This is a genomic window from Prevotella herbatica, assembly GCF_017347605.1.
GTDB lineage: Bacteria > Bacteroidota > Bacteroidia > Bacteroidales > Bacteroidaceae > Prevotella > Prevotella herbatica.
Genome location: NZ_AP024484.1, coordinates 2,411,569 through 2,426,761, shown reverse-complemented (window position 1 = coordinate 2,426,761; position 15,193 = coordinate 2,411,569). Strand labels below are relative to the sequence as shown.

At 38.4% G+C, this 15,193-nt stretch carries 8 protein-coding genes; 3 read left to right on the top strand and 5 right to left on the bottom strand.

The window, feature by feature from the left end:
* Nucleotides 1-20: 20 nt before the first annotated feature.
* Both prwr041_RS08970 and prwr041_RS08965 read right to left on the bottom strand, forming a co-directional pair.
* Nucleotides 21-2,504, bottom strand: coding sequence for an ATP-dependent Clp protease ATP-binding subunit (locus prwr041_RS08970; RefSeq protein WP_207153473.1), 2,484 nt, complete (start codon nucleotides 2,502-2,504; stop codon nucleotides 21-23).
* 128 nt (nucleotides 2,505-2,632) lie between these two features.
* Nucleotides 2,633-4,633 (bottom strand): OPT family oligopeptide transporter, encoded by a 2,001-nt coding sequence (locus tag prwr041_RS08965; RefSeq protein ID WP_207153472.1) that lies wholly within the window; start codon nucleotides 4,631-4,633, stop codon nucleotides 2,633-2,635.
* 84 nt (nucleotides 4,634-4,717) lie between these two features.
* Between prwr041_RS08965 and prwr041_RS08960 the strand changes: the two genes are divergently transcribed.
* Nucleotides 4,718-6,745 carry a M6 family metalloprotease domain-containing protein gene (locus tag prwr041_RS08960; RefSeq protein WP_207153471.1) on the top strand — a complete coding sequence of 676 codons (2,028 nt, stop codon included), beginning with the start codon at nucleotides 4,718-4,720 and terminating at the stop codon, nucleotides 6,743-6,745.
* A gap of 114 nt (nucleotides 6,746-6,859) precedes the next feature.
* Here the strand turns inward: prwr041_RS08960 and prwr041_RS08955 are convergent, their stop codons facing one another.
* Nucleotides 6,860-8,200, bottom strand: a complete 1,341-nt coding sequence (locus prwr041_RS08955; RefSeq protein ID WP_207153470.1) for a hypothetical protein — start codon at nucleotides 8,198-8,200, stop codon at nucleotides 6,860-6,862.
* A 262-nt stretch (nucleotides 8,201-8,462) separates the two neighbouring features.
* Here prwr041_RS08955 and uxuA point away from each other — a divergent pair, with 262 nt between their 5' ends.
* Both uxuA and prwr041_RS08945 read left to right on the top strand, forming a co-directional pair.
* Complete coding sequence (uxuA, locus tag prwr041_RS08950) at nucleotides 8,463-9,683, top strand: mannonate dehydratase (RefSeq protein ID WP_207153469.1); 1,221 nt, start codon at nucleotides 8,463-8,465, stop codon at nucleotides 9,681-9,683.
* Between the two features lie 50 nt (nucleotides 9,684-9,733).
* A complete protein-coding gene (locus prwr041_RS08945; protein WP_207153468.1) occupies nucleotides 9,734-10,546 on the top strand; it encodes an SDR family oxidoreductase in 813 nt (270 codons plus the stop codon).
* Between the two features lie 7 nt (nucleotides 10,547-10,553).
* On the opposite strand, the gene prwr041_RS08940 is transcribed toward prwr041_RS08945, so the two are convergent.
* A complete protein-coding gene (locus tag prwr041_RS08940; RefSeq protein ID WP_207153467.1) occupies nucleotides 10,554-13,265 on the bottom strand; it encodes a 3'-5' exonuclease in 2,712 nt (903 codons plus the stop codon).
* Between the two features lie 189 nt (nucleotides 13,266-13,454).
* Complete coding sequence (locus tag prwr041_RS08935) at nucleotides 13,455-15,137, bottom strand: fimbrillin family protein (RefSeq protein ID WP_207153466.1); 1,683 nt, start codon at nucleotides 15,135-15,137, stop codon at nucleotides 13,455-13,457.
* Between the last annotated feature and the right edge of the window lie 56 nt (nucleotides 15,138-15,193).

Genomic DNA, 15,193 nt, shown 5'->3' with positions numbered 1-15,193 from the left:
TATTTATGGAAAAACGGCAACTACTTAACTATCTTCCCAAGAGTTATATTTGTTCCAACTTCACCAGCAAGAATCTTACGGCTCAAGTCATTGAGTACATACTCCTGTATAGCACGCTTTACTGGACGAGCACCGAATTCAGGATTATATCCCAAATCAGCTAAATCACTTATCGTTTCTTTTGTCCAAGTTAATGTGTACCCCTGCTGTTCTATCATCTTCTTGACACCCTTCATCTGTAGTTCTACTACTTGCATGATTTCATCTTTTGTAAGTGGTTGGAAAGTTATGATGTCGTCAATACGATTTAAGAATTCAGGACGCATTATTGCAGAGAGTTGCTCTCTTGTAGCATTACTTGTCATGATGATGATTGTATTCTTGAAATTAACGAGTCTACCTTTGTTATCAGTAAGACGTCCGTCATCAAGCACCTGTAAAAGGGTGTTGAATACATCTGGATGAGCTTTCTCTATTTCATCAAACAAGACAACACTATATGGTTTGCGCCTTACAGCCTCAGTAAGCTGTCCACCCTCGTCATAACCTACATATCCTGGAGGTGCACCAATAAGTCTGGTAACACTGAATTTTTCCTGATATTCACTCATGTCGATACGTGTCATCATGTTTTCATCATTAAACAGATATTCTGCAAGAGCCTTAGCAAGTTCTGTTTTTCCTACACCCGTAGTACCAAGGAATATGAATGACGCAATAGGTCGCTTAGGATCCTGAAGACCAGCACGACTTCTACGCACAGCATCGCTTACAGCATTTATAGCCTCATTCTGACCGATGACACGGTTATGAAGTTCAGCCTCCAGATTAAGCAGCTTTTCTCGTTCACTCTGCATCATTCTGCTTACAGGAATACCAGTCCAACGGCTCACAACCTCTGCGATATCATCTGCAGTTACATCCTCTCTTATCAAGAGGTCACCACCCTGTTCACTATGAATTTTATTCTGTGCTGCATCTATCTGATCCTGCATCTGCTTTAATTCACCATATCTTATCTCAGCAACACGCTGATAGTTACCCTCACGTTCAGCCCTTTCAGCTTCGAGTTTAAGAGATTCCATCTGTTGTTTTATCTGTTGAATATGATCAACCTCAGCTTTTTGAGCTTCCCAACGAGCGCGGAAAGCCTTTACCTGATCACGCAGCTCTGCTATTTCCTTGTCAAGAAGTGCAATCTTTTCCTTGTCGTTCTCACGCTTGATAGCTTGCTTCTCTATTTCCTTCTGTTTTAAAGTACGCTCCATTTCATCAAGCTCTTCAGGAACAGAATCACGTTCCATTCTCAGTTTTGCGGCAGCCTCATCCATAAGGTCTATCGCTTTGTCTGGAAGAAAACGGTCAGAGATGTATCTTTCAGAGAGTTTTACAGCTGCAATACAAGCATCATCTTGTATTCTTACCTTGTGATGACTTTCATAGCGTTCTTTCAATCCACGAAGAATACTTATTGCATCAAGTTCGTCTGGCTCTTTGACCATTACCATTTGGAAACGTCTTTCAAGTGCCTTATCCTTCTCAAAATACTTTTGATATTCATTAAGTGTTGTGGCACCGATAGCTCTAAGTTCCCCTCTTGCTAAAGCTGGTTTAAGAATATTTGCGGCATCCATTGCACCTTCTCCTCCACCTGCGCCAACAAGTGTATGTATTTCATCAATAAACAGTATTATATTTCCCTGCGCATTGGTTACTTCCTTAATAACACCCTTCAGGCGTTCCTCAAACTCACCTTTATATTTAGCACCAGCAACAAGCTGTCCCATATCCAAAGAATAGAGTTGCTTATTTTTTAGATTCTCTGGTACGTCACCACGCATAATTCTTTCAGCCAAACCTTCTACGATTGCAGTCTTTCCTGTTCCTGGCTCACCTATTAGAATTGGATTATTCTTTGTTCTACGACTAAGGATCTGCAATACTCGTCTTATTTCTTCATCACGTCCAATCACAGGGTCTAGTTTCCCCGCTCTAGCACGTTCAATAAGATTGATAGCATATTTATCCAAAGCCTGATAGTTTTCGTCACCACTTTGGCTCTGTACCTTTTGTCCCTGTCGCAACTCATCAACAGCCTTGCGCATTCCTTCCTCTGTACAACCAGCATCCTTAAGAATTCGGCTGGCAGTACTCTTACCTTTCATTATAGCCAATAGCAATGGTTCTAATGAAACAAACTCATCGCTCATCTTCTGCGAAATCTCTTCTGCAGAATTAAATATCTGAGCAGTTTCATTGCTAAAGAATGGCTGACCACCCTGAACACGCGGAAGATGTTGTATCTCCTGCTCCAACGCAATATCTACACCTTGAGAATTTACTCCCAGTTTTTGGAATACATAGTTGGTTATATCGCGTCCCTTACTTATTATACCAGTTAGCAGATGTACAGCCTCAACACTCTGCTGCCCTGCTCTCTGTGCTGTCTGCAATGCAGCTTGCACTGCTTCCTGCGCCTTGATTGTGTATTTGTCAAATGTCATATTTGTTCCCTCCATTATTGATTATACATTACTTTACACAAACTATATGCCCATAAAAGATAAAATGCCAAATTGACGTATCAAAGCGTCAATTTGGCATTTCCCAACAGAATAAAAGTAATCCTGTTTTATTTCTTCTTGGTCTTTGTAGCCTTTATAAAATAGGTGATAAGCAATATGTAAGCTATAAGTGAACAAAACTCACTCATTGGATCGCTCCACCATTTATCGGCAATAGAAAGTTCAATACCTCCGAATTTAAGCAATGCACTCACTACCCCCATAAGGGCACCACCAGCAATAAATCCACTGGCGATAAGAGTACCTTTCTCTCCACGTTCCCTGTTAACAGCTGCATCCTTACTACGAGTAGTAACAAACCAGTTGATTGCTCCGCCCACAACAAGAGGTACATTCAGTTCAAGAGGTATAAACATACCAAGGGCGAATGCCAGTGCAGGTATTTTGAATACGGTAAGTAAGATTGCCAACACTGCACCAATACCATATAATATCCAAGGAGCACCAACACCATTCATCAAAGGATCTATGACAGCTGCCATTGCGTTTGCCTGAGGAGCAGCAAGACTACCATTTGCAAAACCATAAGTTTGATTAAGCAACATCATAACGCCACCAACCGTAGCGGCACTTACAAGTGTACCAAGAAATTTCCAACTCTCCTGCTTCTTTGGAGTTGTTCCTAGCCAATATCCTATCTTCAAGTCTGTAACAAAACTTCCTGCCATGCTAAGAGCTGTACAAACAACACCACCCATAATGAGTGCTGCCAACATACCACCTGCGCCTTTTAAGCCTACAGCCACCATAACAACACTTGCGAGAATAAGAGTCATCAATGTCATTCCAGAAACAGGGTTACTTCCTACAATCGCTATTGCATTGGCTGCAACTGTTGTGAACAGAAATGCTATCACTGCTACCAAAAGTATTCCAACGACAGCAAACAACAGATTACCTTGCATTACTCCTGTGACAAAGAATACGAATGTAAGCAACAATACAACAATGCTACCAACAGCAATGATCTTAAAACTAATATCACGCTGCGTACGTTTTACATCATCAATGCTTCCACCTTTGCCTTTGAGTTCACGAGCTGCCAATCCAACAGCGTCACGAATGATTCCCCAACTACGAATAATACCGATTATACCAGCCATTGCAATACCACCGATACCGATGCTACGAGCATAAGCCTTGAATATGTCCTCAGGACTCATTGCACCAACGGCTTTTGTTATACTTGGATCCCACATATTCAACACTTGATCGTGGAAGATTAACGACATACCAGGAACAATAAGCCACCAAACGGCAAGAGAACCGAAACATATATAAAGGGCATATTTAAGTCCAACAATATATCCTAGACCAAGTACGGCAGAGCCTGTATTTACTTTGAAAACGACCTTTGCTTTATCTGCTAAATCGACTCCCCAACCAACAACACGACTAGTAAAATTCTCATTCCACCAACCAAAAGTGGCAACAATAAAATCATAAAGTCCACCAATTAGTCCTGAAATAAGCAATGGTTTTGCTTGATCGCCTCCCTTTGCACCACTAACGAGTACCTGAGTAGTAGCAGTAGCTTCTGGGAAAGGATATTTTCCATGCATATCACTTACAAAATATTTACGGAAAGGAATAAGAAACAAAATTCCGAGAATACCACCTAATGCCGAAGCAAGAAATATTTTCATGAACGATGTTGTCATTTCAGGATATTTTGCCTGAAGAATGTAGATTGCAGGCAATGTGAAAATGGCTCCGGCAACAACTGCTCCAGAACAAGCTCCAATACTCTGTATGATGACATTCTCACCAAGAGCATTCTTGCGCTTTGCTGCAGTAGAAGCTCCAACAGCGATTATGGCTATTGGTATTGCTGCCTCAAAAACCTGTCCTACCTTCAAACCAAGATAGGCTGCAGCTGCAGAAAACAACACTGCCATCAGTATTCCCCAAGTCACAGACCATGGATTTACTTCAGGATAAACTTTATCTGCCTGCATCACAGGCTTGTATTCCTCGCCTTCTTTCAATTCTCGAAAGGCGTTCTCTGGCAGTTGCACTACCTCTTGCTCTTTATTACCTTTTTCCATAATTCAAAAAATATGCACAAAGATATCCTATTTTGGGCTAAAAACAAAATAAAAGTCGTACATTTGCATTGTAATTAGACAAAAATGCGTAAAATAGCTTTAGTAATGTATCTTTTTGCTATTACCATGAAGACTTTTTCGATACCAGTAATGCCTGGACGTACCAAGAGAATCAACATAGGCAACAACAAAGTGATAACCGCAGAATTATGTGGTGACGAGTCCTTTAAATATTGGCAGTCTGCCAACGGTGAACAATATGAATATATGCCACAAAAAGGTATATACTCTAAACTTTCTAAAAAGTTGTTTGCCAAAAGAATCAATATAGCTTTACAAAAAAGGACGATGAGAATGCTGAATTCTGTTAAGACAACACACAGTTCAACAGGCAACAAAAAGGCTCTAGTTATACTTGTGAATTTTCAAGACACCCATTTTAAGGAAAGTTCTACTTTAGACCTATATAACAAGATTTTAAACCAAACAGGATTTAGAAATGATCTTTTTAAAGGTTCAGCTCATGATTACTTTATGAATCAAAGCAACGGTTTGTTTAATCTTTCTTTTGACATTGCTGGTCCGGTTACTCTTGGTCATCCTTATGCTTACTATGGTGCAAACAATGATAGCAACGGCGATGATGGACATCCAGAAGAAATGGTAATTGAGGCTTGTAAAGCTATCGCCAGCACAACTGATTTTAGTAAATACGACTGGGATGGAGATGGCGAAGTAGAACAAGTATTTATTGTTTATGCCGGCCATGGAGAAGCAGATTATGACGACACGAATTTGGTATGGCCACACAAATGGGCGCTTTCAGCCTCATCATATAATAAGGTATTAAAAATAGGTGGCGAAAAGATTAATATATATGCTTGTGCCTCGGAACTAAACTCTTTTGGGAATATTTCGGGAATAGGTGCTTTCTGCCATGAATTTTCTCATTGTCTAGGACTACCTGATATGTATAACACCAAGAACACCAAGGATAATGGAATAGGTTACAACAGCTTAATGGCAGCAGGAAGTTATCTTGGAGGTGGATATTGCCCATGCGGATATTCGGCTTATGAAAAGACTTCATGCGGATGGATTAGTCCTAAGACACTGAATAATGATACAATAATATCAAATCTTAATACAACAAACAACAACGGAGAAGCTTACATTATTTATAATGATGCAAACAATGATGAATATTATATCATAGAAAACAGACAACGCACTGGTTGGGACAAATATCTGCCAAACAGTGGTATGCTTGCTATGCACATAGACTATTCGAAAGAGGCATGGGAAAACAACATCGTGAACAGCGAAACTGACCACCACAGAATATCTGCGATCTGGGTTAAGGATAGTCTCACAGCTAATTCTGTACCTTCAGCAGATATATACAATAAAGGAAAAAATGGAAGCAACCATTTAGACATGGGTTTGAATGATATTAATTCAAATAGAGACAGCACTATTAATTTTGTGTTCAAAAGATATAATTTTCAAGAAAGTGAAGTAGCTGGAGATACATTGTTTCATGAATCATTTGATAAATGTATGGGCAAAGGTGGAAACGATAATAACTGGACTGGGCGCTATTTTCTTGGAAGATCATTCAATCCTGACCACAAAGGATGGAGCAACGTAAATGTTTATTCGGGTTATAAATGCGCAAAATTCGGAACTACTAGAATAAGCGGAACTACAGCTTCTCCTGAATTTTACATGAATGGTAAAGCTACTCTCACATTTAGAGTTGCTACATTCGACAAAGATGAAAAAAGTCTTGATGTTCATGCAGGAAACACATCGTTTTCTATGCTAGAAAACAAATCAGGTAAATGGACATCATTCTCTTTTGATTTTGAATACAGTGGAAAAACTGTAGTCGAATTTGTCACTACAGGTCGCCTAATTATTGATGACGTTGCTGTTATAAAGAACAAGGAGAACCGCACAGACACTGACATCACAGAAATAAACAAATCATCTAATACCCTCCATCAACCTATATACAATATGATGGGACAATGTGTAGGAAATAACACCGCAAACCTTACAAAGGGTATATACATAAAAGACGGAAAGAAATTTGTAATAAGCAAATAGAAAAAAGAGGCGCATCATGTGATATGAACCACAAAAGTTAAACAAAAACTTTTGGGGATCACTTCACATAAAATGCACCTCGAATATATTAGAATAAAATAGCGACTTATGAAATCATTCAAAACTTGAATGGAAATTTCGCCAATAATATAATATTTTCATCCTTTCTTCACGCTGCAAAGACCATAATGAAGACACACCACTATTGTGTTCCTGAATCAGGGTCTTCACTCGTATTATCTTTCGCTTAGCATTTCGTGCAAGCAGTGCGTCTGCCTGAATAGGACTTCTGTCATCAAGAGATGCTAGACGTAGACGATGCATAAAGTTATCAAAGTCGTTGAATACCAAAGCACGCTTCATCATTTCCATTTCTGGATCAACGAGGGTGTTGAAATGTTCTTCCAATTTAACGTAAGCCCAATCATTCTCATGCAACCAAAGCCATTGAAAAACACTTTGATCTTGCTTTTTCATAAGCTCATTAATCAGTTGTTCATTGCTGCCAACGGGTAGATTAATCAATTTACCAAGCACATCCTTACAGAGTTCTGTTGGCTCTAAGAGCGTAGCATCATCGCTATGTTCTTCAACCGACGAACTGATCTTAATACGCCAACGCTGATCTTTTTGCTTTATAACAAATGCTATATTTTCTTTTACTGGTATTTCTGAAGAAAACTGCATCAGTCCTCGCACATATTCAGAACCAAGAAGTAACTGTAAAAGATTTCCTCTTGAAGGGATTTTATCCACGATAACATTTATATCAGCCATGTTGCGCACAGTAATGTATCCCTCTTGATTCCACACATATTTATATGTTATATGGTCGGCATCTGAATGAATTGTTATGCGATCATCGTTTTCGGTTCCCGCAAAGACATATTCATATTTTGATAATTCTTCCTCATTGATTTCCAGCATGTCATTGACAATATTTGCGTCAATATCACGAATTGAGAAACCGAAAACAGGAAGCTGCAACGTGAGATTAAAACTATGGTCTGAATCTTTTGGAGTCAGAGTACAATTAATATGCTCACCAGTTCCAAGGTCTATCTTTGATATTTCAAGACCTTCTTCCGTACGATTGGCGTTTTCTATTTCAACTGTACCATAAGGCCAGAAGATGCGAAACACTGTCGACTTTGAATCGGAACGTACTATCGTCACAAAATCTGATGCTGATATACCAAGATTATATATCTTAACTGGTTCTACGAAGTCATCATCATTTTCACCTAGCACTGTAGCATAGCATTCACCAATAGGTGCGTCATCTTCCCATTCACCATCTTTATCTTCGGCAAACACGACAAACGATAGACGAACTGGGCGAGGATTCTCGCCATCACGACATAAAGAGAAATTAACATCACGTTCTGAGAAAAGGGGCTCAGCTACGTAAGGAGTATAGCAAGCTTCTTGATATTCAATTTTTGTTTTATCCATAATGTTGTAAAATGTGGGCGTCTTTTTATTCAAAACGGCACATGTCCATATATCATTGACATGAATATGCGGACGCTATCCTGAAACGAGACGCAAAATTAATACATTTATACGAATTAATGAAAAAATAGAGGAACATAGTTATCTCCTAACTTATTTTTTTGTACATTTGCATCACGCAATACTTAAAATATCGGGCTTTCATGATTTATATCATAATATCCAAAAATTAAGCAATAACTTAAAACTATTATAAACATTTATGGAAAGAACCTGGAGATGGTTTGGCAAAAATGATAAGATTACACTTGCCATGCTGAAACAAATCGGTGTAGAAGGTGTTGTCACCGCTCTACACGATGTACCATTGGGGGAAGTTTGGAGTAGAGAAAAAATCCACGACTTAAAAACTTATATCGAATCATTCGGCATGAAATGGTCGGTTGTGGAATCACTTCCTGTTGTTGAGACGATTAAGTATGCCGGTCCTGATCGTGACCAGCAAATTGAGGTCTACAAGGAAAGTCTTAGAAATCTTTCTGCAGAGGGCATACATACGATTTGCTATAATTTCATGCCTGTTTTGGATTGGGCTCGCACAGATTTGTCGCATCCTAATCCTAACGGATCTACAAACCTTTATTTCAGTTTCCCTGAATTTGCTTATTTTGATCAGTATATTCTTAAACGTGAAGGTGCAGAAAAGGATTGGGAAGAAATGGGCAAAAGTATGAACCGTGATATTCTTGCCGAAGTTGAAGAACTGAAAAAGACTATGACTGCGGAAAAAGACCACGCACTGGTTGAAAATATAATCATCAAAACTCAAGGATTTGTTTCTGGTAACTTTAAGGAGGGTGATGAACATCCTGTTGAATTGTTCAGACAACTGCTTGATTTATATAAGGGAATCACGAAGGAACAGTTGAGAGAAAACATGCGCTATTTCTTGTCTGCAATCATGCCTACATGCGACGAATGCGACATGTATATGTGTGTACATCCAGATGATCCACCATTCCCAGTTTTGGGATTGCCACGTATCGTTACTTGCGACGAGGATATAAACTGGTTCCTAAAAGCTGTAGATAATCCACATAATGGATTGACATTCTGTGCTGGAAGTATATCTGCGGGAGCACACAACAACCCTGTAGAACTTGCACGAAAATATGCAGACCGTACTTGGTTTGTACACTTACGCAGTTGCCATATTTTCCCTAATGGAGACTTCACTGAAGCTAGTCACTTAGGCGGAAGAGCGGACATTATTGAACTTGCACGAATTTTCGAGAAGACTAATCCTAAACTTCCGATGAGGGTTGACCATGGTATGACTATGCTTGGTGACGAGGAACGTGGATATAATGCTGGTTATAGTTTCTTGGGACGTATGTTCGCAATGGGACAGATTCAGGGTGTGCTTGCAACTGTCGACCGAGAACTAGGTATTGAATACAAACAACCTGGATTTTTTGACTGATTAAATTGAAGTCGTGAAAAAGCAAAAACAATTAATGAATAAAATGCATTATGAAAAATCTATTTGATATAAAAGACTACGTTGTAGTTATCACTGGCGGAACAGGTGTTCTGGGTCGCTGCATCGCTAAATATTTAGCACAGAATGGTGCGAAAGTTGCTATTCTCGGTCGTAAAGAAGAGGTAGGTAACGCTATCGTTAATGATATTAAAAAAGCTGGTGGTGATGCTTGCTTCTTTAAAACGGATGTAATGAATCAGGCTGTAGTTGAGCAGAACTGCAAAGATATTTTAGAGAAATATGGTCGCATAGACACACTGCTGAATGCTGCCGGAGGTAACCAGCCTGGTGCAGTTATCGGTCCTGACCAAAACTTCTTTGACTTGGATCCAGAACAGTTCCAGAAAGTTTTAAACCTAAACCTTACCGGTACAGTTATTCCTACTCAGGTATTTTTGAAACCTATGGTTGAACAGGGCAAGGGAAGTATAATCAACTTCTCAAGTATGGCAGCATTCCGTCCAATGACACGTGTCTGCGGATATGCTGCAGCAAAAGCAGGAATTAGTAATTTCACAGCATACATGGCTCACGAAACAGCAATGAAGTTTGGCGAGGGTATTCGTGTAAACGCTATTGCTCCAGGATTCTTTATCACAGAGCAGAACCGTGCTTTGCTTACTAATCCTGATGGTAGTTATACTCAGCGTGGTCAGGATGTTATCAGACAGACTCCGTTCGGTCGTATGGGTAAACCAGAGGAACTTTGCGGTACTATTCAGTATTTGATGAGTGACGCTGCCACTTTTGTTACTGGTACAGTAGCTGTTGTTGACGGTGGTTTCAACATCTTCGCAATGTAATCACTCTTTATTTTTTGTTTGATACAACCGACCAGATATTTGAACTTTTCTTTATTGAATCGGCAAATCTGGTAAGAGGCACAGGTTGCCTATATCCACGATAATCAACCCGAAAGCAACTCTGCATAATGATGAGTCGCTTTCGAGTTCTTGTTATTGCAACATAAAATTTTCGAGCATCTTCATCAAGCATTGTTTTATTATTCTTACTGTAATAATTAGGATATCTGCCTTCGATTGCATCAAAGACGATTACATTGTCAAACTCCAATCCTTTTGCCTTGTGCACTGTTGTCACGAATATTTTTTCATTTATCGTATCACTACCGCACAAATCAGCTTCTTTCAAAGTGTTTATTTCAAGCATGTGATTGCTCAATTGGGTGATCAATGCTGAATTATCTGATGAATTAATAACGTCTGATGCTATATAATTGAATATGTATGATATATTATCTAATGGCTGAATGATATCTGCTGCTAAAAGATTGTCATACATCTGTTTCAGTTTAGAAACCAATATTTTATTATCTCCTGTCTCTTTCCAAAGCATATTGCGTGTTTCAGCATATATTTTACCATAATTATCACGCAAAGTCTCTACTCTGTCTTTTACTCTTTTCTGTTGCATAAATTGCAACTGACTATCCACAACTTCTTTTGCTTTTGAATAACAATATTCCACAAGACTGCGTGTTGCATCAACATCAGCGTCGGCTAGGTGACTATTTTCGCCTTCAAGATGCAGCATTTCCAACAGGTATTTAAGTTTGTATTGGCGCAACTGTGGACGTAATAGTTTTATCAATCGTAAACTATCTATGTATGGTGACATCAATTTATCGTTGATTTCTTCTTCACCAAGTTCTCGTCTTACATTGTTTTTTAATATATTTATGTCGTAATCTGCATTATGACCTAGGAGTACGGAGTCTCCAATGTAATCCAAGAATTTCTTTAACGCATCCTTACGTGACACAAGCGATTGATGTTTTCTCTCCTCGATTATAGGATTCACGATATCACCTAGCATCTCTGGTATTGGCTTATCACTTTCCAAGTAAATAGACAACTGCGAACCATCTACAATCTTTCCATTGCGTATCTTTACCGCTGCTATCTGCAATATATCGTCATTGAATACGTCTAATCCAGTTGTTTCTGTATCAAAAATCGTTATTTCTTTTGTTTCATAGGCTCTGACAAACTGCTGTATATAAGTGGAATCTTCATATAACAAGAAGTCTAATGGCAACATAGCACGATCTTCACATGACTGCACAAAATTACGTGCAGCAGTTGTGGTCTGAAAGACTTTCATTCCGTTTAATAGTCTGGCCCATGCAATAAAGTTATTTTCATTAGATAATATCGTGAGATGCGCAAAAAGAAGTTTTATCTGCGGCGACGAAAATAAATCATCGCCTGATATTTTGAAATGACTTGCATGCATAGTCTTCAAAGCATTGCTTACAGCGTCAGCATCACGGTTTGAACTCACGATAATAGCAGTCGTGTCTTCTGCCGATTCGTCCCCCAGTCTTATCGCTTGTTGTGCTGCATCCAGATATTCAGTATCTATCGTTTCGGATTGAAACAATTGCAATTCATTACCTATAGTTTGTGGAACATAATCTGTAGTTGGTAAGATGTCTGGTGAAATATTCAGAGTTTCAACTGCATAAGCATTAAATGTGTCAAGCAGGTATTTTGGAGAACGGTGATTATGACTTAATGTGTGTATATTCCTCTTACAGCGGTTGCTAAGTAATTCTAATGTTGACATTTTAGCCCCCATAAATGAGAATATTGATTGCTGCGGATCACCTAGATATACTACAACTTTATTATCTTCTTGCGGAGAAAGTAAATCTATAATTGCTAATTGGAGAGGATTTAAATCCTGAACTTCGTCAACTTGAATCCATGAATATGTTGATTTCGATTCTTTCGTCGTCTCTAAAGATTTATTCTTTAAACTGTCATAAGACAATAATAAGATATCTTCAAAGTCAAGAAGATTGTTTGTTTCTTTGTATTTTTCATAGTTTCGAGCCAACTGCATTTTCTTCAGCGTCACATATATGATCTGCTGCATACCTAGTTCACTACAACTATCTCTATAGAAATCAGTATTCATATAAATGTCATTCATCGACTTTGCAGTAAACGGCATTTTATGTGATTTACAAATAGCGTCAAGTACCTTAACATCATCACTATTTAAGCAATCAGCATGAAGTCTTAGGTCACGTGGATATTCATGGTTTATCTGGTACATCAAATGCGAAAGGAAAATAGCTTCATTATATTCTCGCATTCGCTTATAACTTGCAGTCACTTCCTGTTCATCATCATTAGTATATTGGCACATTATACTTAATGCGTCGGTATCATCAATAATCGATGATGATGCCGCAACAATACAAGAATCATATAGATAACGTGAACAGAAACGATGTACGTTACCCACAAACAAGTCGGATGTATCATCATTTATATTGTCGTTTATTCGCTGTTGCATACCACGAGCTGCACGATTTGTGAACGTTAGACAAAGCATTTCACTGTATGGTACTCCAACATCGTGTGCGTGCCCTACCCTACATGCTAAAATCTGCGTCTTACCGCATCCTGGAGGTGCCAAAACCAAATGATATCCATTATTGATATCTATCACTTTTTGCTGGCTGGCATCAGGTATAAATGTGTTGCTCATGAAGGCAAAGGTAGTACAAGTCAAACACAATACAAAATAAAAAACAAATTTTTATTATTATTGATAAGACATAAATTATTATTGCATTAAAATAACGTTGTGAAAAACTGAATAATACAGATTGATAGATTCTAATTCATAGAATGTTTTGTTTCACAATATTTCTATTATGACATAAGTATATTAAATTTAATTTGCTGATACAAATGTTATTCTTGCATAACCATTGCCAGCATGTCCGGTAACAGTTGTTCCATCATAATCTGTAAAAGAAGTATTACCTGCTATAGTGGATCCTGTAACTCCAGAACCAAGATGTCCAGATCCACCTCCACCACCAATATTTGTACCATTTCCATTTCCTGTCTGATATGAATATCCACCATACCAACCACCACCAGCACCTCCATTACCTTCTGCACCAGAACTACCATAAGCAGTTTTAGTATAACCAGCTTGGCCTTGTCCGAATTGATATCCTGAAGTTTGCCCACCACCAGCGCTAGTATATGTTCCATTTGTACTAGATATGCCATTTATACCTCCACCTGCAGCTTCACTAGTAGAACCTCCTCCACCTGCAACTATAACAACAGAAGCTTGATTTGATGATAGTTCTTTTAATACGCCATTATATGTTGCAATGTGTGTAGCACCGCCTCCACCACCACAACCAGAATAAGCTGTGAAACCATCTCCTCCGTTTCCACCACCATTATACCCACCAGTTCCACCTAAACTTTTACCAGAAACACTATAAGAATAATCTGAAGAATATGTAGGAGAATTTCCTTGCCCGCCAACGCAAACATATAAGACTTTATTTTTAGTTAGTGAAATGGTGCCATATGAATATCCACCATTACCACCTGTTCCTTTAATATAGCTTGTTCCTTGTGCCCCCCAAACTTCTAATTTATAAGTTCCTGTGAAAGGAACCGTATAAGTTTGAACATTACCTGTATAACCAAAATTCGCTACAGGTATCGTTTTCGAAATATTATATGTATATATATTTCCTGCAGTCCATGTTCCAGCTATAGATTGAGTAAGTGTACTACCATTGCTATATGTAACAGTAATACTTGCATCACTCCTTAAAGTCTGCGGCATCATCATAAATGTTGTAGTCCCTGATGTTATTGCGGTACCGGCAGTTGTAGAAGATGATACTGTTTGGGAAAAAGAGCTTTTTACTGTAGCATCTTGAGTCCATGTCCCATTAAAGTTATAAACACCTTTATATAATATGTTATTCAAAGTAATACCGGTTATTGTTCCTGTAGGCATACCGGCGCTACCTATACTAAACTGTACCGCAGCAAATATATGACTAAAAGCTAAAGATGTTGAAGAATTTGTGTTGCCAGTAACATTATTAGTTGCAGCAGTCATTATATCAATCTGGTTGACCACATCATTTGGAACTGTATATGATAAAGTTGGTGCAGAGCCTGCTGTATGAGAAATATTACTAATGTCACTTGGATAATATGCATAGAAGTTCATGGTTTTATTTGCAGTTCCTGACCAATAATAATTATTTGATGTTTTCCACATATTATTGGTATAACTAACAGCTTGACTATTTATCAATGTAGTGTAGTTGCCAGCTCCATCATTTTGGTCTGCTATTAAGTTAAAAGTATTGGAAGTGCTTAATGATGTGCCACCTACAGGCATTGCACGTGAAGCTTTTACAGTTGCTAATGAATCTGTATTCTTCCATTCGGGTGCAGATACAGAAAAGTTAATTTGTCTATTATTATCTCCTTCAAAAATATTCATTTCATTTGCACATGAAGAAAATGTAGAGATAATAATTAATAATAAAAATGACACATTGATACCTCGCAAAAACGTTCTTGTCATAACTCAATTCCTTTCTCTTCTCTCCGCGAGAGAAGAGAAAAGAATGAGAACAGGCA